Origin of the sequence: Pandoraea captiosa (assembly GCF_902459775.1) — a bacterium.
Lineage (GTDB): Bacteria > Pseudomonadota > Gammaproteobacteria > Burkholderiales > Burkholderiaceae > Pandoraea > Pandoraea captiosa.
The window spans coordinates 545,725-566,328 of the sequence record NZ_CABPSQ010000002.1 but is presented as its reverse complement, the minus strand read 5'-3'; the positions used below and the strand labels follow the sequence as shown (position 1 = coordinate 566,328).

The following is a 20,604-nucleotide window of genomic DNA, read 5'->3' as shown; positions in this document are numbered from 1 at the left end:
GACGATCGTTGTTCGGTGCGGCCCTCCAAGGAGTCAACGATGGACGCCTCCCCGCGCCCCCCCACCGGTCCCGGTGATCTCGCCGCGCGCAGTCTGCGACAGGTCTGGCACCCCTGCACGCAGATGAAGCAACAGGCAAAGCTGCCCCTCGTCGCGCTGTCTCACGGCGAAGGACCCTGGCTCGTCGACACCGGCGGCGAGCGCTACCTCGATGCGATCAGCTCGTGGTGGGTCAATCTGTTCGGCCACGCCAACCCGCGCATCAACGCGGCGCTCGTCGATCAGCTCGGCCGCCTCGAACATGCCATGCTCGCGGGCTTTACGCACGAGCCGGTCGTCTCGCTGGCCGAACGGCTCTCGGCATTGACCGGCGGCGTGCTCGGTCACGCGTTCTTTGCGTCCGATGGCGCATCGGCCGTTGAGATCGCCCTGAAGATGAGTTTTCACGCGTGGCGCAATCAGGGCCACGGCGACAAGCGCGAGTTCGTGTGCGTGCGCAACGGCTACCACGGCGAGACGCTCGGCGCGCTGGCCGTCACCGATGTGGCACTGTTTCGCGACGCCTACGATCCGCTGTTGCGCCACGCGCACGTTGTCGCCTCGCCCGACGCGCGCAATGCAGGCGACGGAGAAACGTCGCTCGACGTGGCACGCCGCGCCGCCGCCGAACTCGATACTCTGCTCACGCAACGCGAAGGGCGCATCGCCGCGGTCATCGTCGAGCCTCTCGTACAGTGCGCAGCGGGCATGGCGATGCACGACCCCGAGTATCTGCGCCTCGTGCGTGCGCTGTGCGACCGGCACGGCGCTCACATGATCGCGGACGAAATCGCTGTCGGCTGCGGTCGCACCGGTACCTTCTTCGCGAGCGAGCAGGCGGGTGTCTGGCCCGATCTGCTCACGCTCTCCAAAGGCATCAGCGGCGGCTATCTGCCGCTCTCGCTCGTGCTCTCGCGCGACGCCATCTACGACGCCTTCTATGACGACGACACCGCGCGCGGCTTTCTGCATTCGCATTCGTACACCGGCAACCCACTGGCGTGTCGCGCCGCGCTCGCCACGCTCGACATCTTTGCCGACGACGATGTGCTCGCCGCCAACGCCGTGCGCGCACAACGCCTCACTCAGGGTCTTGGTTCGCTGGCCGACGACCCACGTGCGAAACACTTCCGTCATCGCGGCATGATCTGGGCGTTCGACGCCGTGCTGCCTGAGGTGCCTGACGTGCCTGAGGTGCCCGGCATGGCCGGTACATTCGCGAAACGCTTTTACACCGAAGCCCGAGCGCGCGGCGTGTTGCTGCGTCCCATCGGCGCGACCGTGTATCTGATGCCGCCCTACGTGCTGGACGACGACACCATCGACTGGCTCGCCCGGCAAACGCTCGCGGCCTTCGATAGCACGATGGGCGCGATCGCCGCGGGCCAGGAGATGACGGCATGACGAACCATCCTCTGCTCGATCGTCTCGACGCCGGCCTCGCGGAAATCGACCGGCAGCATCTGCGTCGACGCCATCGCGTGGTGTCCACGCCCTGCCAGCCGCACGTGCGCGCTGACGGCCGCGACATTCTCGCTTTCGCCAGCAACGATTACCTCGGCCTTGCGGCACACCCCCGGGTCGTGGAAGCCCTCATCGAAGGTGCACAGCGCTACGGTGCGGGCAGCGGCGCATCGCACCTCATCAGCGGACACTCGCAAGCGCATGCGGCGCTCGAAGACGCACTCGCCGAGTTCATGTCGCCGCATCTGGTCGACGCCCGCGCGCTGTACTTCTGCACCGGCTACATGGCCAATCTGGCCACGATCTCGGCACTCGCCGGCAAGGACGCCGAGATCTTTTCCGAAGCGCTCAACCATGCGTCGCTGATCGACGGCGCCCGTCTGTCGCGCGCGAAAACACACGTCTATGCCCATGGCGACGTCGACGCGCTTGCCGCGCTGCTCGACGCGAGCGCCGCGCAGACGAAGCTGATCGTCACCGACGGCGTGTTCTCGATGGACGGCGACATCGCGCCGCTGCCGCAACTGCTCGCGCTCGCGGAGCGCCACGACGCCTGGCTGATCGTCGACGATGCGCACGGCTTCGGTGTCGTGGGTGAGAACGGTCGTGGCGTGTTCGAGCACTTCGACATGCGCTCGCCCAACCTCGTCATCGTGGGCACGCTCGGCAAGGCGGCAGGCGTCGGGGGTGCGTTCGTGGCGGCCAACCGCCGTGTCGTCGAATGGCTCATCAACCGGGCGCGTCCGTACATCTTCACCACGGCGGCCGCACCGTCGCAGGCCCATGCCCTGCTCGCCAGCCTGAAGATCATTGCAGGCGACGAAGGGCGGGAACGGCGCGCCGCCTTGCAGGCGCGCATTGCGCAACTTCGGGATTCGCTCACGCTCACGCACTGGCATCACATGGTCTCGCCCACAGGCGTTCAACCGATCATCCTCGGTGAGAACGCCGCCGCGCTGCACGCGCAGGCAGGGCTTGCCGAGGCCGGCCTGTGGGTGCCCGCCATCCGGCCGCCGACGGTGGCGCCCGGAACATCGCGCCTGCGTCTGACGTTGAGCGCAGCGCATACGGTTGGCGACGTGGAGCGCGTGACGCGCGCCATCAATCAACTCGATCGGGACTGGACGGAGCGCGCCCATGGCTGAACACACTCTCCCGCTCGACCTCCAGACGCCGGTCGCACGCACCACGCCGGCGCGTCACGCCTTCTTCGTCACCGGCACGGATACCGAGATCGGCAAGACGCTCGTGTCGTCGGCGTTACTGCATGCGGCGGCACGTCGCGGACTGGTGTGTGCCGGGCTGAAGTCCGTCGCTGCGGGCGCGTCGGAGCGCAACGGGCGCTTCGTCAACGACGACGTCGAGCAATTGCATCACGCGAGCAATCTGAAGTTGCCCGACGACTGGTACTGCCCTTACGTGCTCAAGGACGCGACCGCGCCTCACATCGCCGCTGCCGCCGAAGGCGTGGCGCTCGATTGCAGCGTGATCCGGGCGGGCTACGCACGCGTCGCGGCGCGGGCGGATCTGGTGATCGTCGAAGGCGTCGGCGGTTTTCGTGTTCCGCTCGGCCCTGACGCCAGCGCCCCCGACACGGCCGACCTCGCACGCCAGCTCGCCCTGCCGGTGATCCTCGTCGTCGGGCTGCGGCTGGGCTGCATCAGCCATGCGCTGCTGACCGCTGAGGCGATCACCTCGCGGGGCCTGACACTGGCAGGCTGGGTGGCGAATCACGTCGATCCGGACATGCGTCACGTCGACGCCAACATCGAGGCAATCGCCGCGCGACTGGACGCGCCGCTGCTCGGACGCGTGCCGCATCTGCCGCACCCGGATGCGGCGACCGCCTCCGGATACCTCGATATCGCGCCTCTGGTCGACGCGGCGAGGCACCGCGCGGCGCCCTGAGCGCCCGCTTCCCGTCCATCGCACCTGCTAACGAAACTACAGAATTCAAGGATTCACACCATGCAAGTTCACGCTCACACCGCCGCCCACGGGCACGACGAAGCCCTGCGTCGCAACGACACGCCCTGGACCGTCGCCGAGATCGAAGCCCTGTTCGCGCTGCCGTTCAACGATCTGATCTTCCGTGCCCAGCAAGTGCATCGCGAGCACTTCGACGCCAACGCCGTACAGCTGTCCACCCTGCTGTCGATCAAGACCGGCGGCTGCCCCGAGGACTGCTCGTACTGCCCGCAGTCGGCGAAGTACGACACCGGCGTGGAAGCCGAGAAGCTCATGCCGATCGATGAAGTCGTGGCCGCCGCCCAGCGCGCAAAGGATGCGGGCGCCACGCGCTTTTGCATGGGCGCCGCATGGCGCAGCCCGAAGCCGCATCAGGTCGATGCGGTGGGCGAGATGGTGCGCAGCGTGAAGGCGCTTGGTCTGGAAACCTGCGTGACGCTGGGCATGCTGCGCGACGGTCAGGCGCAGCAACTGCGTGACGCGGGCCTCGACTACTACAACCACAACCTCGATACGTCCCCCGAGTTCTATGGACAGATCATCACGACGCGTACCTATCAGGATCGTCTGGACACGCTCGCCCGCGTGCGCGACGCCGGCCTGAAGGTCTGCTGCGGCGGGATCGTGGGTCTGGGAGAGACCCGTCGCGAGCGCGCCGGGCTGATCGCGCAACTGGCCAACATGTCGCCGTATCCGGAATCGGTGCCCATCAACAACCTGATGAAAGTGGAAGGCACGCCGCTGGCGGACAACGAGAGCGTGGATCCCTTCGACTTCGTGCGCATGATCGCCGTGGCCCGCATCACGATGCCGCGCGCCATGGTGCGCCTGTCGGCCGGACGCGAGATGATGGACGACGCGCTGCAATCGCTGTGCTTTCTCGCCGGCGCGAATTCGATGTTCTATGGCGAGAAGCTGCTCGTCACGCAAAACCCGCAGGCCGAGCACGACCGCGCGTTGCTGGCGCGACTCGGCATGCGCACGTCGACGGAGGAGAAGCTTGGTGCGCACAACGACGATGCTGCCGATGCCACCTTTAGCGCCGATAGCGCGAGTGCATGCGACAACCGCAAAGCCTGCGCGACGCATTAATTGAGCGCGAGGCGACCGCGCTGGCGCTGAACGATTGAAGGATTGAAGGACTGAAGGGCCGTCGCAGCCACGACATCGCACGAGACGATTCGCTGCGGCGGTATCGCGCAATAGCAAAAACAATGGAGCAAGTGCGTGGGAATTGCGTCACAAGCGCAACCTCCCGCGCATGAGCGCCGCCCAAATCGATCATTTTCCGGAGGCAACATGTTCGACAAGATCCTCATCGCCAACCGCGGCGAAATCGCCTGCCGTGTGGCCGCTACGGCCGCCCGTCTGGGCATTCGCACCGTCGCCGTCTACTCCGATGCCGACGCACAGGCAAAGCACGTTGCCGTATGCGACGAAGCCGTGCACGTGGGCGGCGCGGCCGCACGCGATAGCTATCTGCGCATCGACGCCATTATCGATGCGGCCAAGGCCACCGGCGCTCAGGCCATCCATCCGGGCTACGGCTTCCTGTCCGAGAACGAAGCATTCGCCGCTGCGTGCCACGAAGCCGGCATCGTCTTCATCGGCCCGCCGGTCGGCGCCATTCATGCCATGGGCAGCAAGAGCGCGGCCAAGACACTGATGGAAGGCGCAGCCGTGCCGCTGGTGCCGGGCTATCACGGTGACAATCAGGACGCGGCGTTTTTGCATGCGCGCGCCGACGAGATCGGCTATCCGGTGTTGCTCAAGGCCAGCGCGGGCGGTGGCGGCAAGGGCATGCGCGTGGTCGAGAGCAGCGAGGCATTTCGCGCCGCGCTCGCCTCGTGCCAGCGCGAAGCCGCCAGCAGCTTCGGTGACGACCGTGTGCTCGTGGAGAAGTATCTGACACGTCCGCGTCACATCGAAATTCAGGTGTTCGCCGACACGCACGGCAATTGCGTCTATCTGTTCGAGCGCGATTGCTCGGTGCAGCGTCGCCATCAGAAGGTGCTGGAAGAAGCACCGGCGCCGGGCATGACACCAGAGCGCCGCCGGGCGATGGGCGAGGCCGCATGCAATGCCGCGCGCGCCGTGGGTTACGTGGGCGCGGGTACGGTCGAGTTCATTGCCAATCAGGACGGCTCGTTCTACTTCATGGAGATGAATACGCGTTTGCAGGTCGAGCATCCGGTCACGGAGATGATCACCGGTCTCGACCTGGTCGAATGGCAATTGCGCGTGGCCGCCGGTGAAGTGCTGCCGCGCAAGCAAGACGAGCTGCGCATTCACGGGCATTCGCTCGAAGCGCGCATCTACGCCGAGAACCCGGACAACAACTTCCTGCCGTCGACCGGCACGCTCTCGACGCTGCGTCCGCCGGCGGCGGTGCAGTTCGATATCGGCAGCGCAACGTCGCCCGCCGCCGTGCGAATCGATTCCGGTGTGCGCGAAGGCGACACGATCTCCCCGTTCTACGACCCGATGATCGCCAAGCTGATCGTGTGGGGGCAGGATCGCGACGAAGCACTCGCACGCATGCGCCGCGCACTGGGTCAGTACCGCGTGGTGGGCGTGCAGACGAACATTGCCTTTCTCGGGCGCCTCGTGGCGAGCGAGCCGTTCGCCGGCGCCGACCTAGACACGGGTCTCATCGAGCGCCATCGCGACACCCTGTTTCCGGCGGCTGCGCCCGTGCCCGCCACGACGCTGGCGCTCGCCGTGGCCGCGCAGCTCGCTCGCGAGACGGTCGTCGGCCTGCGCAAATATCAGGACAGCATCGACCGACATTCGCCCTGGCAGCTTGCGACGGGCTGGCGTCTGAACGGCGACTACCGGCGTACGCTGTCGTTCGATCATGGCGAGACGCGCCTGGATGCCGTGCTCACGAGCGGCGCGCAGGAAAGCACACTCACCATCGACGGGCAGACCTACCCGTACCGCTATGCGCACGAGGCCGGCGCGTATCGCGTGACGCTCGGCGAGCGCCGCGTGCAGGGGCATGTCGACTTCGAACACGAGACGGCCCACGTCTTCGCCGACGGCCTGTCGTGGACGCTGCGCTGGCATGATCCGCTGGCGCAGGCCGGTGCGCACGAAGGCGGTGAGGGGCGCCTGACCGCCCCCATGCCGGGCAAGGTCATTGCCGTGCTCGCGGCGGCAGGCACGAAGGTCGAGAAAGGCGCACCGCTGCTGGTGATGGAGGCGATGAAGATGGAGCACACCATCAGCGCGCCGGCAGACGGCGAGATCGAGGAAGTGCTGTACGCGGTGGGCGATCAGGTGCCGGAAGGCGCGCAGTTGCTAGCGTTCAAGCGGTAACACGATCACGCAGTCACGCGATCGCTGAGGATCACCTGGCGCCGGAACTGCTCCGGCGTCAGTCCCGACTGGCGCGTAAACATCTCGATGAAGGTCGAAGGCGTGGCGTAACCCAGATCGAACGCGATCGACTTTACCGTGCGCCCCGCCTCCAATCCTTCGATCGCGCGCAAGAAGCGCATGCGCTGACGCCATTGTCCCAACGTCATCCCCAACTCCGTCAGGCAGTGACGCGCCAGCGTGCGCTCCGTCATGGAGACGGTCGTCGCCCACTCCCCCACGGTCCGGCTGTCCCCCGGCTCGGTCTGCAATGCATCGAGTACGCGTACCAGCGAAGGCGATCTCGCCTGCGGCAGGAAACGCGGTTCGGCGGGGGCGAGCGCAATCTGATCGACCAGCACGTGCGCCAGCCGCTTGTCCGCCTCGGTCTGCGGGCACGCCACGCCCCGGTCGGCGAAGTCGCTCAGAATCGCACGCAGGAGCCCGCTGATGCGCAACGTGGCCGCTTGCGCCGGTAGCGCGGTGGCAAGCGAAGCGTCGATGTACACGGACCGGTAGACGATCGCTTCGGCGTTGAAGCTTGCGTGCGTGGCTTTCGGCGGCACCCATACGGCGTACTGTGGCGGCGACAGGAAGCGCGTGCCTTCGATCTCGATCTGCATCACGCCACGGGCCACGTAGCTGAACGTTCCCCAATCGTGGCGATGCGGCACCCATGCGGTCTGGGCATCGAACTCGTCGTTGCGGAAGTAGACCGGATACGGCAGCGTCTGGAAGGTCGGCCAGTGGTAACGAACGGTCATGATGGCTGGGGGCACACAGGGCGGAACGATGTCGAACATCTTACCGGTGCCCGGGTCTGCCCTGCAAAAACCCGTGTCCGGTGTCATGCTTTCTGGAGGTACCGGTCCGCCCCCCCGCCCGCCGGGTATGTCGACGGACGCATGGGCGCGGCACCGCACGCGTCGCACGCGCAGCAACCCCACCTCATGCACCAGGAGAAGGTATGAATATCGGATTTCTCGGTCTCGGCACGATGGGTGCCCCCATGGCACGCAATCTGCTCGACGCAGGCTTCGCGCTGCGTGTGTGGAACCGCTCGACCGAGCCGGTCGACGCGCTCGCGGCGCACGGCGCTTTCGCCGCATCCAGCCCCGCACAGGCGGCCCTCGGTGTCGACGTCCTCATCGCCATGCTCGCCGACGATGACGCATCGCGCGCCGTCCTCGTCGACGGGGGCGCGCTCGCCGCGCTCACGCCGGGCGCCATCGTCGTGAACATGGCGACCGTCTCGCTCGCGTTCGCCCGTGAAATGCGCGCGCAGTGCGAGGCGCTCGACCTGCGTTATGTGGCAGCCCCCGTGCTCGGCCGCGTGAATGTGGCTCAAGCCGGCAGGCTCAACATTCTGGCCGCCGGTCAGTCGACCACGCTCGATGCGATCGCGCCGCTGTTCGACGTACTCGGTCAGCGCACATGGCGTTTTGGCGACGCCCCCGAGAGCGCCAACGTAGTGAAGCTCGCCGCCAACTTCATGATCGCCAGCGCTATCGAGTCGATGAGCGAAGCGGCCGCGCTCGCACAGGGACACGGGGTGGCGGGCAGCGATTTCCTCGACATGATCACCACCACGATGTTCAACACGCCGGCGTACACCGGATACGGTGCGTCGATTTCGAAGCAGGTGTTCGAACCGGCGGGCTTCAAGCTTTCGCTCGGCGCAAAGGACGTGCGTCTCGCCCTGCTCGCCGGGGAAGCCGCCAACGTGCCGATGCCCTTCGCGAGCGTGCTGCGCGACAATCATCTCGACAGCCTCGCCCATGGTGAAGGGCAGCTCGACTGGGCCGCGCTGTCGCGGGTGGCGGTGCGTCGCGCAGGTCTGGCGAAGGACGAGACGTAAGGGCTTGCGCGCCGCGCACGTAGTGGATCGTTTCGCAAGGCCGCTTATCGCGGAGTCCAGGCGAGTTTCCTAAGGAGGGTTCCTAGAAAATTTGGCAGCAACACAGAACGATGGTCGCTGCCATGGGGCTTTGCGTGGTTTCGGAATTTTCATAAGGAATCCGAATAGGGGTTCAGAAATATTCTCGGTGTCGATTTCAACCCTGCGCGCCAAGAGCGCCCGACACCATGACCCAACGTCCACACTCGACCACCGGCGTGCGCGCCCTCGCGCTCGCCGCAACGCTCTCGTTGTTTGCCCTGCCCGCGAGCGTCAGCGCCAGCAACGTCACCCTCTACGGCACCATCGACCCCGGCTTCGTGCATGCGAATCACACGGCGCAATCCAATGGCCCCGAGTCGTTTTCCGGCATCACGAGCAACATCATCGGCGGTAGCCGCTGGGGCCTGCGCGGCACCGAATCGCTCGGTCGCGGCCTGTCCGCCCTCTTCCAGATCGAAAGCGGTTTCAACGCCGTCAACGGCAGCATGGGCAACGGCGGACTCGCGTTCGGCCGGAAGGCCATCGTCGGTCTCAGGAGCCCCGAATGGGGTGAGGTGACGATCGGCCGCCAGTACGATCCGGTCGTCAATCTCGTGCAGGGCCTGACCGCCGACGGTTACTTCGGCGGCTTCTTCGCCACGCCGGGCGATGTCGACAACTACGACAACGGCGCACGCATCAACAACTCGATTCGTTACGCAACGCCGAACTTCGGCGGTCTGCAATTCGAGGGGATGTATGCGACGGGCAACGTCGCGGGGAAGGAAGGCGCGGGCCGCGCGTATGGCCTCGCGGGTGCCTACAGCAATGGGCCGGTTGCTCTCGCGGCAGGCTACTTCTTCGCCGATGGTGGCAGCAACCGCGGACGCTTCGGCGAGAACAGCGACTGGCCTTACCGCGAATGGACCAGTAGCGCCGGTTCGCTGTTCAACTCGCCGATCAACGCCGGATTCCGCACGGCGAGCAAAGTGCGCATCGCCCGCGTGGGTGGCAAGTACGCGATCGGTCCTGCCATTCTGGGTGTGTCGTTCTCGAACGCCCAGTACGCGAGCGATGGCCTGTCGAACTTCTCCGGTACCGCAAAGTTCGACACCATCAATGCCTTTGCGACCTACGCGCTCACACCGGCGATCAATACCGGCGTGGGTTACAGCTACACCCGCATGCGCGCGGACGGCTCGATCGGCGCGCATTACAACCAGTTCAATGCTGGCGTCACTTATGCGCTGTCCAAGCGTACGTCCACTTACGTGATCGGTGGTTATCAGCAAGCCGTTGGCAAAACGCTGAATCAGGGACGCGCAGTGGAAGCGACGGCTTCCGTCGGATCGTACGGCATCGATGCGGGTGCGCGAACGCAATTGCTGGTGGGTATGGGGTTAAAGCACAGCTTCTGATGGCGAAGTCGTGACCCCACTCGGCCCGAACGCGTTTAACCATGCGGGTTCGGGCCGAATTTCCCTGTGAAATCAACGACCTCTCCATAACGTTTTCGGAACGCCGCGGTAAGGTCTAAATGGCGCTTCAATAACGCATTTATTCAAACGATCGTTTGGAGTTTTGGCATTGTTCGTCTAAAAAAATACACTCTTTACGATTTTAAGGGTTTACCCTATTCGGGAATCTATTTAGAATGCACTCCATTGAAGTGACATGCAGTTGCAACCGGCGGTTACCACGCTTTTTGATTTCCCTATGAATTCGATGCGCACCGGTTTGTCCTGGCGCTGCAAACATCAAAGGGAGAAACGTAGTGGTGTTCACGAGTTGGTTGTTGATCGCGACATTTGCGGTTTGCGTGTCGGCAGCACGCGTGAGGCAGTTGCATCGACAGTCGATGCGCACAGCCGCTGCGGCCCACGTTGAACGCGTGCTGCGGTACCGCCGACGTCACCGCGTGACGCCGTGCCCCCGCATCCAGTTCAAGGACGCCGCATAACCCGGCGATGTCCGCAAGCGCGTATCGGATGCAGTAGCAGTAGCAGTAGCAGTAGCAGTAGCAGTTCGGAAGTTGATGGTTGGTGTAGTTCCGTAGTTTTGTTTTATCCGCAGTGGCAGTTCAGCAAGTCGCAGTCTCGGAATATCGATGTCTGCATCGCTGTACACGCATCACCCGCAGTCCTGAAGTTGGAAGGTCTCGCATCACCGCAGTACCCGCAATAGCTTGCAGCACCCGTCATCGATATCTGGTGACGATCGTTGTAGTGATCTTTAGCAATACCCGCAGTCGTAGTTAGCAGTACTCATGCTGTATTCCGGCGCCATTGTCGTGGCCGGATGGAGAGTCATCCCTCCCCGTTTTTACGAGGCATCGCTCTCACGCGTTAGTGCCGTACCGCCGCCAATGCTGGATTCAGGCGGCGGATTGCGCGCCCACAGCCTCGTATTGCCCACGCGTTGCAAAAGACAACCCGACGCCACGATCACACGTTGCGTGCTTCGTCGGAATCGATTTCGCCGTTCAAACACTGCGATGTCGTTCCTTCGTCGTATCCGCGATGTTCGCCCTATCGGCCGATCCAGCGTAGTCGGATCCGGCTCGCCCTCGTTTCCACGTGGGCGTTTTGGCATGCGCCTGCCTGCGCGTCATGCCCGAAGTTTTGAAAAAGAGAAAACCGAAAGACATGAATACCGACCCAGAGCGCGTTACCCTCACCATCTCGCTGCATCCGAGTGACCTCAAGCAACTCGATCACGCTTGCCGGCGCGTGGGTATGCGCCGTGAAGATTTCTGCGTATTGGCCACGCATCTGGAAGGTGCCCGCGTGCTCAACGGCGAGGGACTGGCGACGCTCGCGCGTCCCTTCAGCTTCGCCGCCGCTCTGCCTGCCGCGCTGCGCGGTGCGCTCACACGTCTTTGCGTGCGCTGATTCGCTTAGTCAGCGTAACGGGGGGTTGTCGGCCAATGGCGGGCCGCCCGCCCCATCGACGTCCCGAATCCGTCAATCGGTGCCACGCGAGCGCGCAGATCGGCCAGCAGACGATGCATCAGATCGCGTCCCGCCACTTCGCCGGTGTTCACGAGCACCGCACCGAACGCCTCCCACCGTAACGCCCGACTGCGCCGATCTCCCGCAGCCGCCGACGCAGCAGCGAGCATCGGTACAACGGGTCGGACCAGCGCACTTCAAACGCCTGCCCAAAGCCTTTCGACGCGTTTCGACGCGTTTCAACGCGCTTCGAGCCCGGCTGCATCATGCCGTCGTCGCGTCCGAAATCCCTCATCTTTTGTCTGAAATTCGTTATGCGATAGGGCCGTTCGGGCTGACAATTGGCTCCAGCGTTTGCTCTGGTTCGCCTCTTCCCCTCTTTGTCCCTTTGCCTCTTTGCCTCTTTGCCTCTTTGCATCCGCGCCGATTGCGGGTCCGACCGGCACACTCCTCCCCATCATGGCTAATTTCATTCTGCCGCTGACCGCTGTGCTCATCTGGTCGGCCAACGTGATCGTCAACAAGCTTGCTGTCGGTCACATCTTTCCTGCGGAGATCGCCTTCCTGCGCTGGTTCGCGGCAGGGCTGATCCTCACGCCGCTGGCGTTGCCGCGACTGTGGCGCGCGCGCCAGACATTTGCGCCGCATATGGCGCAGTACGCCACGCTTGGCGTGCTCGGCATGGCGCTGTATCAGGGCATCGCGTACTCGGCGGCGCACTACACCAGCGCGACGAACATGGGCATCATTCTGGCGCTGCTGCCGCTCACCACGCTCGGTCTGGCCGTGATGCTCCTGGGCGACGCCCTGACCGCCGGGGCACTCGTCGGTGGCCTGCTGTCCATCGGTGGCGTGTTGCTCGTGGTGGGCCACGGTTCGCTATTGCATCTGGCAGATCAGGGTATCGGCGTGGGTGACGCGATGATGGTCGTCGCGATGCTCGCCTACGCCATCTACTGCGTGCTGCTGCGCAAGTGGCGCTTGCCGCTTGCGCCGCTGCCATCGCTCTACGCACAGGTCGTGTTCGCGGTCATTGCGCTGCTGCCGTTCTATCTGTTCTCGCAAAAGGCCGGAGTCTCGCTGGACAACCTGCCCGAGCTCGCCTTTGCCGCCATTCCGGTGTCGGTGATTGCGCCGTTCATCTGGATGGTTGGGGTCGCACGCATCGGCCCGCGACGCGCAACCGTCGTCATCAATCTGGTACCGATCTTCACGGCGCTGATCGCCGCCTTCGGCCTGGGTGAACATCTGGCGCTCTATCACCTCGTGGGTGGCGCGTTGATCCTTGCCGGCGTGGCGCTCGGCGAAAACTGGCATCTGCCGATTCGCAAAGCGCGTGAAACGATGTCGCCTACTGCGGATGAATTGGGAAGCGTCCGATAAATTTTGCGCTATAAAGGTCGACGACTCTTTATAGAGGCCCGCCTGTAACGCATGGGAAGGAGAGCGATATAACGTCGCAGGGCGCGGGGGGATTGATTACGCTGTGTGACTCGTCAACGGAGTCTCGCCATGCAAACGAATCCACTCGCGCTGTTCGGAGACCACCTCGCCCGCTTGCGCAAAGCACGCGGCTGGTCGCAGGAGAAACTTGCGCTCGAGAGCGGTCTGGCTCGCTCATATGTCAGCGGCATCGAGCGCGGTCGACGCAACGTCGCTCTCGTCAACATCTGTGTGCTGGCCGATACGTTGGGTGTTCCAACGTCCGAGATGCTGCGCTTTGCGCAGAACGCGTCGAGCGCCGCCGACGGCGCCGATGCTGCAACGCCCGGCGAGCGCACGCCGCTGCCGCAAATCAGTCGCTCGCTGTGCAAGCTCGAAAACCGCGATCAGGTCTGGCTCGCCGAGATCATCCGCAGTCTCAGTTCCCGTTTGAGTCATGCCGCGCCACCGGCCGCAACCGCCGCCTATGCCCAAACCCGCGCCGATGCGCTCGACGGCGATGTCGTCGTCGATCAGATTCAAGGTGAGGGGCAACACGAGCGGCGAGATGAGGGAAGAGACGAGGGAAGAGACGGGGGAAGAGACGAAGCAAATGACGAAGGCCTCGACGGCATCGAAGACCACGAGGGGAAGGCAGCGAGCGTGGCCGGCGACGGCGAGGGCTCAAGTGGTGAATTCATCGCGCTGCGTGCGGATGCCGCAGACGGTGCCGACAATGCCGCCCGGACGCGTGAGCACCACGCCCGCTTCGGCGAAACCCCGCCTCGTCTTCCGGTTGACACCGGCGTCGAGCCCGCCTATGCGGCAGGTCACCGACTCGCCGCATCGCGTTCCGGAGATGCCGATGCCGACGCAGCGGCGCGCAACGCGTCCACCGGCGCATCGCCGATGGTGCGCCCGATCGGCGAGCCGGATCGCGAGTCTGGACCCTCGGGCGGTGCGGCCCGCGAACCGTCGAGACCCCTGATCGACGGCGACGACTAAGTCGGAGAGCCCATACCGCTCCATATGGCCCCATACCTCTGCATACCGCTGCATACCGCTGCATACCGCTGCATATCGCCGAACATCGCGGCATATCGCCGCTAATCGACAGCCAATGGGCCGCTAATGACGCTCTAATCGGCCACTCATCGACTGCCAATGGCCGCTGATTTCAGCCGACATCGGCAACGGGCCTGCTTAGGACATCGCGCAAAGTCCCCCGGTTCTGCCGGGGGCCTCGCACCATGATTCGTCTCGTTGAAGTCACTGTTTAACCTCTTAAAAATAATCCCCCTTACGCCCGTCGCGCGTTTGCGCGATGAATCCACCTCGACGTCGGGCGGACGCTCACAACGTCAATAACGACAGGAATGCCAGCGGTTCGACGCCTACGCCAATTCCCTACCGCTCGACACAACATCACGCTCTGCTCGTCAACATCGAGTGACATCCCAACGCGGAACCTTTCAGAATCCCCGCTCTATTCCGTCCGGTCAGACCAGTGTCACACTGCGCGGCTCTGGTTGGCGCCAGTGCGGCAAAGGGAAGCGAGCACGCCGGACGCATCGCAGCGCGTGAATTCAACACGTGCCCTATGCGCGTCCCGTACGCGAAATAGCGTCACCAGTGACGTCGGGATGACCGCGCTCGTTGTGCCTTCTCCGAAAGTCCGCGAAAAATCTGCGAGGCGCCCCCGACAGTTCGTGCCTCACAAACGAGGGACACCCGAGGCACCGCCCCCGATGCCGGATTTTTGTTCCAATCTTCTCGTCCCTAACAAGGAAACTTTTTTATGGACACCAATTTATTCCGATTCGGCAGACACCTCGCCGGTTTGCGCAAGAAATACAACTGGGCGCAGGACAAGCTCGCCCTGGAGAGTGGTCTTGCGCGTTCCTATCTGAGTGGTGTCGAGCGTGGCAAACGCAATATCTCGCTGCGCAACATCTGCATTCTGGCCGACACGTTGGGGCTACCGCCGCACGAACTGCTCGCGTTCGATTCGTCTGGCAGCATGGCGGCCGATACCGGTGTCGCGGCACCTTGCGATCCGTATCCGTCACTCAATCGCGCAATGCAAAAACTGTCGGATCGGGATCAGGCGTGGATGGCCGATCTCGTGCGTACGCTGAGCTTGCGTCTGGGTCACGGCGTGTTACGCGACGAATGACGGCGAGGCAAGTGTCCCGCGCGGCACGCTCATGCCCGGTTCGGCAGGACCGTCCGGCGCGTCCGACGCGTCCGACGCATGGGACGCATGGGGCGCACGGGTCACATGTGACGCACGTGACGCATGTGATGCATGCGGCGCGCGAAACGTGTGGGACGTCAGTCGTTTCCGAGGAAGGCATCCACCGCGCGGTGAAACGCGATCGGATTGGCGAGGTTCATGCCGTGCGATGCGTCCTGAATCAGCATGCGACGCGCGTCCGGCATGGCGTACGCGAGGGCATTGAGTACGTCCGGATAGGGGGCGGGGCTTTGCGCACCGCCCATGAGCAACACCGGGGCATGCAGCGCACCCAACGCGTCGATGGGCAGTGGCGTGCGTGGCTCGGCGACCTGTCCGATCAGCGTACGGGCGTTGTCGCGCACCATTTGCTTGAACCACGGCACCATGCGCCGCCATGTGTCCGGACCGCTGACCGCGTCGATGAAAATCGCCAGGCCGCCATCGACATCGCCTGCCTCGATGGCGTTCAGTGCCTTCTGCCGGAAGTTGCCACGCTCGCCGTCGAGCGAAATCTGTACCGGCCCGCCACTGATTTCCACGCCGGGGTCGGCCAGAATGAGCGAGCGTACGGTATCGGGCGCGAGCAGCGCGGTGCGCAGAGCGACGTAGCCGCCGCGCGAATGGCCGAGCACGTGGACAGGGCCGACGCCCAGTGCCGTAATGAACGCCGCGAGATCCTCGGCGTGCTGCTCGCCGGAGAACACGCCGTCGTGACCGTTCCAGGCTTCGGGGAAATAGTGCCGCAGACTGACCGAGATTACGCGCCGCCGTTGTCCGAGCGGGGCCATGTTCGGCTTGAAATAGCGGTAGTCGCAGAGCGAGCCGTGAACCAGCACTAGCGGGGCGCCGACAGCGTCGGCAGGTGCGGGGGTTTCGACGTACGCCATCGGGTAGCCGTTGACGTCGATCGTTTGCGGTGCAGGAACCGGCATGGGGATGCTTCTGGTGAGACGAAGGCGCCAGTATACCGAGCTTGCCGGCCGCTCGCAGCGACACGGGTCCCTGCGCACGCTGGTGTATCCTTGCGACTTTCTTCATTCCTGCGGTTGCCCGCGATTCCCCGGTATGGCACTCAAAGCCACCATTTACAAGGCCGAGGTGCAAATCACCGACCTCGATCGCCACTACTACGCGACCCACAATCTCACGATCGCCCGCCATCCCTCGGAAACCGACGAACGCATGATGGTGCGTGTGCTGGCGTTCATGCTGTACGCCGGTGAGCGCCTCTCGTTCGGCAAGGGCATCTCGACCGCCGACGAGCCGGACCTCTGGGAGCATGACTTCGGCGGTGACATCGTGCGCTGGATCGATGTCGGCCAACCGGACGCCCGCCGTCTCGTCAAAGCGGCCGGCCGCGCGCAGCATGTCGATGTCATCGCATACGGCGGCAAGCCGGCCGCCATCTGGTGGCAGACGACGCTCAAGGAGGTAAACCGCTTGTCGAACCTCACCGTGCGAATGCTGGACGACGAATCGGCCGAGGCGCTCACCGCGCTCGCGTCGCGCACAATGCGTCTGCAATGCACCCTTCAGGACGGCGAGGTCTGGGTGGCGGACGACAACCATAACTTCGCGGTCAAGCTCGACACGCTGCGCGACGCCGCGCGCGACTGATCCGGCGAGATGGGAATGCGGGGCGGTGGGGGCAAGGATTTCGTCTCGGCTCGGGCCTCGCCCCAATACGCGACGCCCGGCAAGCTGCGTTACACTTGACGTTAACGTAAATCGAGTGAACGCGACCGCGCCGACGGCACGCGCAATTCATGGACATCCTCATCTATTCCCCGGACGGCAAGACTGCCGCTTACGAGACCGGTCTCGCCGAGCATTTGCCGCAGGCCAACATTCGCGGCTGGCAGCCGGGCGACACCGCGCCGGCCGACTATCTGGTGCTTTGGAAACCGAACGCCGAAGTGCTGCAACCCCGTGAGCGTCTGAAGGCGATCTTCAACCTCGGCGCGGGGGTGGACGGCGTGCTGGGCACCCGCGGCGAAGGGGCGCATCGCCTGCCCGCCGGCGTGCCGCTTGTGCGTCTGGAAGACGCCGGCATGGCCGACCAGATGGCGCAGTACGTCAGCGCCGCCGCGCTGCGTTACTTCCGTCGGCTCGACGATTTCGACGCCCAGCAGGCACAAGCGCAGTGGAAATTCCAGAAACCCAACCGTCTGTCGGACTTTCCGATTGCCGTGCTGGGTTACGGCACGCTCGGTGCGCACGTCGCCAAAGCCCTGAAGACGTTCGGCTTTCCGGTGCGCGCGTGGAGCCGCAGCGAGCGTCAGGACGACAGCGGCGTCGCGCTGTATCACGGCGACGCGGGTTTCGACGCCTGTGTCGGCGGCGCACGCATTCTCGTCAACCTGCTGCCGCTCACGCCCCAAACGGTGGACGTGCTCAATGCGAACCTGTTCGCCAAACTGGCCCAGGGGGCATTCCTGATCAACGTTGCCCGCGGCGCGCATCTGGTCGAAGCAGACCTGCTGGTCGCGCTCGAAAGCGGTCAGATCGCGGGCGCCACGCTCGACGTGTTCCGCACCGAACCGCTGCCGGCCGATCACCCGTTCTGGCACGCGCCGCGCGTCACCGTCACGCCGCATATCTCGGCGCTGACGCTGCGCGACGAGACGGTCGCCCAGATCGCAGGCAAGATCGCGGCCCTGGCGCGTGGCGAAGCCATCACCGGCATCGTCGATCTCGCGCGCGGCTACTGAGGTGACTACTGAGGCGGCTACTGAGCCGCCGCCCGCCGTCCCGACTGCCCATCCCGGACAAACCCAACAGACACATCAGACGAATTCGAGGAGACCGATTCCCATGTCCGCATCTCATCTGCCGCAACGTGTGAAGGTGGTCGAAGTCGGGCCGCGCGACGGTCTGCAAAACGAAAAGCAGCCCGTGCCCACCGACATCAAGATCGCGCTGGTCGACCGGCTCTCGGCCGCCGGCTTCGCCAATATCGAAGCGACGTCCTTCGTATCGCCGAAGTGGGTGCCGCAGATGGCTGACGGCGCCGAAGTCATGGCCGGTATCACGCGCCATCCGGGCACGATCTACTCGGTGCTCACGCCCAATATGCGCGGCTTCGAAGGCGCCGTTGCGGCGAAAGCGGACGAAGTGGTCATCTTCGCCGCAGCGAGCGAAGCCTTCTCGCAGCGCAATATCAACTGCTCCATCGAAGAGAGCATCACGCGCTTCGAACCGGTCGCGCGCGCCGCGAAAGACGCCGGTCTGCGACTGCGCGGCAGCATTTCGTGTGCACTCGGATGCCCTTACCAGGGCGAAGTGCCCGTTGCAAACGTGGTCGACGTCGTGAAACGTCTCGCCGCGCTCGGGTGCGACGAAATCGATATCGCCGACACCATCGGCGTCGGCACGCCCTCGCGCACGCGCGAAGTCATGGAAGCCTGCGCCAGGGCGTTCCCCATCGAACGTCTCTCGGGCCATTTTCACGACACCTATGGTCAGGCGACGGCCAACATTTACGCCGCGCTGCTCTCGGGCATTTCGATTTTCCACTCGTCTGTCGCCGGGCTCGGCGGCTGCCCGTACGCCAAAGGTGCCACCGGCAACGTGGCGACGGAAGACGTGCTGTATCTGCTTCAAGGACTGGGCATCGAGACCGGCATCGATCTCGAGGCGGTGGTTCACACCGGGGACTTCATCTCGCAGGCTATTGGTCGCCCGAATGCGTCGCGCGTGGGCCGCGCGATGCTTGCCAAGATGAAGGACGCTGCAACCAGCGCCTGACGGGCGCGAAGCTCCCCGGGCGGCGGATGCAAGAGACGCGCCGCACGCTACGCGCCTCTGACGCCGCGAACCTCAAGGACACTCGCGTCGCGCGAATCCTCGTCGCACGACGCATTGCCACAAACTCGACGGACCCATCATGAGCGAAACGCCCCAGATCCCTGAATCCGCCAACGAGCAAGACCTTCCCGAGGGCGCGCGGCATGTCGCGCGACTGCTCGCCGGCATGGGCCACGACCAGCCTATCGTGCTGCTGCCCGCGACCGGCAAGACGTCGGCCGAAGCCGCCGCCGGGCTCGGTTGCGAAGTCGCCCAGATCGCCAAATCGATCATCTTCCGTCGTGCGGCGGACGACACGCCGGTGTTGGTCATTGCCAGCGGCGTCAACCGTGTGGACGAGAAGAAGGTCGCCGCGCAGGTCGGTGAACTCGCACGCGCCGACGCGCGCTTCGTCAAGGAAAAGACCGGATATTCGATTGGCGGCGTGAGCCCGATCGGTCACGTGGTCTCACCGGTGACGCTAATCGACGAAGACCTGCTCAAACTCGCCAGCTTGTGGGCAGCTGCCGGGCATCCGCACGCCGTGTTCAACCTCACGCCACAGCAGTTGGTCGCCATGACGGGCGCACCGGTCGTCGACGTCGCGCTTCGCAGCTAGGCGCCCGGCATCGTCGCCACGATTGCCGCCCCGGCGAACGGACAAGCCCATCAATGGAAATCTGCCATGCCGATCCCCGAACCTGTGCCGGGTCTGACCAGCGCTCATGATCCCGCCCGAGTCGTTACCTGAGTCGCCGGTGCCGTCGCCCTGCACCAACATCTGCCGCATGAACCCGGCAACGGGCTGGTGCTCGGGTTGCTGGCGCACGCTCGACGAGATCGCGTCGTGGTCGACGATGGAGGACGACGCCAAGCGCCTCGTCTGGTCGCTGCTGCCTGCACGACGCGCCGAACACGAAGCCCCGCCCGTGATGCATCGCCGCGTGGTCGCGCGAAGTCGAAGTCCATCCGGTGAGGACGACACCTGAGATCGCGCCCACACCGCCCCCAACTCTCTGTCATCGCATATGGGAAAAATCGTTGCCGTCGGCGAGACGTTCTCCGCCACCCATCATTTCTCGCCGGATTCGATTCGCGAATTCTCCACCCTCGCGCACGACTTCAATCCGCTGCATCTCGACGCCGAATACGCCGCTGCCGATCCGCGTTTCGGTGGGCTGATCGCGTCGGGCACGCAGCAAATGTCCTACCTCGCCGCACTGCTTGCCACGCACTACGCCAAGACGGCGCAACCGCTCGGACTCGAATTCGACATGAAGCTGCGCCGTGCCGTGCACGCGGGCGACGACATCACGGTGCGCTGGACCGTCACCGAAAGCCTGTGGAAGGAAAAGCTCGCGGGCGACATCGTGTCGCTCGAGGGCGAGGCCTTCAACCAGCGCGGCGAGACGGTGATCGCGGCCACCGCCAAGATTCTCGTGTGCCCCAAACCGTCGTGATCCGCGCGTGGTGACGCGCGTTGCCGCCTGATGCCT

Annotated in this window: 20 protein-coding genes; 17 read left to right on the top strand and 3 right to left on the bottom strand. The window is 64.6% G+C overall.

Annotated elements, in window-relative coordinates:
- Positions 1 to 39 precede the first annotated feature (39 nt).
- From bioA to PCA31118_RS07750, 5 genes are all read left to right on the top strand, one after another.
- Entirely contained in the window at positions 40 to 1,443 is a 1,404-nt protein-coding gene (gene bioA / locus PCA31118_RS07770) for an adenosylmethionine--8-amino-7-oxononanoate transaminase (protein WP_150624555.1), read from the top strand.
- Complete coding sequence (gene bioF, locus PCA31118_RS07765; protein WP_150624552.1) at positions 1,440 to 2,648, top strand: 8-amino-7-oxononanoate synthase; 1,209 nt, start codon at positions 1,440 to 1,442, stop codon at positions 2,646 to 2,648. The genes bioA and bioF overlap by 4 nt, the downstream gene beginning before the upstream one ends.
- Entirely contained in the window at positions 2,641 to 3,411 is a 771-nt protein-coding gene (bioD, locus tag PCA31118_RS07760) for a dethiobiotin synthase (protein ID WP_150624550.1), read from the top strand. Before bioF ends, bioD begins: the two co-directional genes overlap by 8 nt.
- A gap of 60 nt (positions 3,412 to 3,471) precedes the next feature.
- The gene (gene bioB, locus PCA31118_RS07755; protein WP_246190129.1) at positions 3,472 to 4,563 is read left to right on the top strand and encodes a biotin synthase BioB; all 1,092 of its coding nucleotides are present in this window, start codon (positions 3,472 to 3,474) and stop codon (positions 4,561 to 4,563) included.
- Between the two features lie 207 nt (positions 4,564 to 4,770).
- Positions 4,771 to 6,792 carry an acetyl/propionyl/methylcrotonyl-CoA carboxylase subunit alpha gene (locus tag PCA31118_RS07750; protein WP_150624548.1) on the top strand — a complete coding sequence of 674 codons (2,022 nt, stop codon included), beginning with the start codon at positions 4,771 to 4,773 and terminating at the stop codon, positions 6,790 to 6,792.
- 5 nt (positions 6,793 to 6,797) lie between these two features.
- Here the strand turns inward: PCA31118_RS07750 and PCA31118_RS07745 are convergent, their stop codons facing one another.
- On the bottom strand, positions 6,798 to 7,595 hold the full coding sequence (locus tag PCA31118_RS07745; RefSeq protein WP_150624546.1) for an AraC family transcriptional regulator: 798 nt from the start codon (positions 7,593 to 7,595) through the stop codon (positions 6,798 to 6,800).
- 80 nt (positions 7,596 to 7,675) lie between these two features.
- On the opposite strand from PCA31118_RS07745, the gene PCA31118_RS07740 reads away from it, so the two are divergent.
- From PCA31118_RS07740 to PCA31118_RS07730, 3 genes are all read left to right on the top strand, one after another.
- Complete coding sequence (locus PCA31118_RS07740; RefSeq protein ID WP_343043267.1) at positions 7,676 to 8,689, top strand: NAD(P)-dependent oxidoreductase; 1,014 nt, start codon at positions 7,676 to 7,678, stop codon at positions 8,687 to 8,689.
- Between the two features lie 227 nt (positions 8,690 to 8,916).
- A complete protein-coding gene (locus PCA31118_RS07735; RefSeq protein WP_150624542.1) occupies positions 8,917 to 10,128 on the top strand; it encodes a porin in 1,212 nt (403 codons plus the stop codon).
- Between the two features lie 1,227 nt (positions 10,129 to 11,355).
- A complete protein-coding gene (locus PCA31118_RS07730) occupies positions 11,356 to 11,601 on the top strand; it encodes a hypothetical protein (protein ID WP_150624541.1) in 246 nt (81 codons plus the stop codon).
- Between the two features lie 5 nt (positions 11,602 to 11,606).
- On the opposite strand, the gene PCA31118_RS07725 is transcribed toward PCA31118_RS07730, so the two are convergent.
- Positions 11,607 to 11,831, bottom strand: coding sequence for a hypothetical protein (locus PCA31118_RS07725; protein WP_150624539.1), 225 nt, complete (start codon positions 11,829 to 11,831; stop codon positions 11,607 to 11,609).
- A gap of 289 nt (positions 11,832 to 12,120) precedes the next feature.
- Between PCA31118_RS07725 and PCA31118_RS07720 the strand changes: the two genes are divergently transcribed.
- The 3 genes from PCA31118_RS07720 (at position 12,121) to PCA31118_RS07710 (ending at position 15,259) form a co-directional block, all read left to right on the top strand.
- The gene (locus PCA31118_RS07720; RefSeq protein WP_150624537.1) at positions 12,121 to 13,044 is read left to right on the top strand and encodes a DMT family transporter; all 924 of its coding nucleotides are present in this window, start codon (positions 12,121 to 12,123) and stop codon (positions 13,042 to 13,044) included.
- Positions 13,045 to 13,173: 129 nt separating this feature from the next.
- Positions 13,174 to 14,088, top strand: a complete 915-nt coding sequence (locus PCA31118_RS27335) for a helix-turn-helix domain-containing protein (RefSeq protein WP_246190128.1) — start codon at positions 13,174 to 13,176, stop codon at positions 14,086 to 14,088.
- A gap of 793 nt (positions 14,089 to 14,881) precedes the next feature.
- Entirely contained in the window at positions 14,882 to 15,259 is a 378-nt protein-coding gene (locus PCA31118_RS07710) for a helix-turn-helix domain-containing protein (RefSeq protein WP_044453566.1), read from the top strand.
- 158 nt (positions 15,260 to 15,417) lie between these two features.
- On the opposite strand, the gene PCA31118_RS07705 is transcribed toward PCA31118_RS07710, so the two are convergent.
- On the bottom strand, positions 15,418 to 16,254 hold the full coding sequence (locus PCA31118_RS07705) for an alpha/beta fold hydrolase (RefSeq protein ID WP_150624535.1): 837 nt from the start codon (positions 16,252 to 16,254) through the stop codon (positions 15,418 to 15,420).
- 133 nt (positions 16,255 to 16,387) lie between these two features.
- On the opposite strand from PCA31118_RS07705, the gene PCA31118_RS07700 reads away from it, so the two are divergent.
- From PCA31118_RS07700 to PCA31118_RS07675, 6 genes are all read left to right on the top strand, one after another.
- Positions 16,388 to 16,939, top strand: a complete 552-nt coding sequence (locus tag PCA31118_RS07700; protein ID WP_150624533.1) for a YaeQ family protein — start codon at positions 16,388 to 16,390, stop codon at positions 16,937 to 16,939.
- 149 nt (positions 16,940 to 17,088) lie between these two features.
- A complete protein-coding gene (locus PCA31118_RS07695; RefSeq protein ID WP_150624531.1) occupies positions 17,089 to 18,033 on the top strand; it encodes a 2-hydroxyacid dehydrogenase in 945 nt (314 codons plus the stop codon).
- A gap of 103 nt (positions 18,034 to 18,136) precedes the next feature.
- Positions 18,137 to 19,069 (top strand): hydroxymethylglutaryl-CoA lyase, encoded by a 933-nt coding sequence (locus PCA31118_RS07690; protein WP_150624529.1) that lies wholly within the window; start codon positions 18,137 to 18,139, stop codon positions 19,067 to 19,069.
- 139 nt (positions 19,070 to 19,208) lie between these two features.
- Positions 19,209 to 19,727 carry a YbaK/EbsC family protein gene (locus tag PCA31118_RS07685; protein WP_150624527.1) on the top strand — a complete coding sequence of 173 codons (519 nt, stop codon included), beginning with the start codon at positions 19,209 to 19,211 and terminating at the stop codon, positions 19,725 to 19,727.
- Positions 19,728 to 19,833: 106 nt separating this feature from the next.
- Complete coding sequence (locus PCA31118_RS07680; protein ID WP_150624525.1) at positions 19,834 to 20,097, top strand: DUF1289 domain-containing protein; 264 nt, start codon at positions 19,834 to 19,836, stop codon at positions 20,095 to 20,097.
- A gap of 39 nt (positions 20,098 to 20,136) precedes the next feature.
- Entirely contained in the window at positions 20,137 to 20,568 is a 432-nt protein-coding gene (locus PCA31118_RS07675) for a MaoC family dehydratase (protein ID WP_150624523.1), read from the top strand.
- The last annotated feature ends 36 nt before the right edge of the window (positions 20,569 to 20,604 follow it).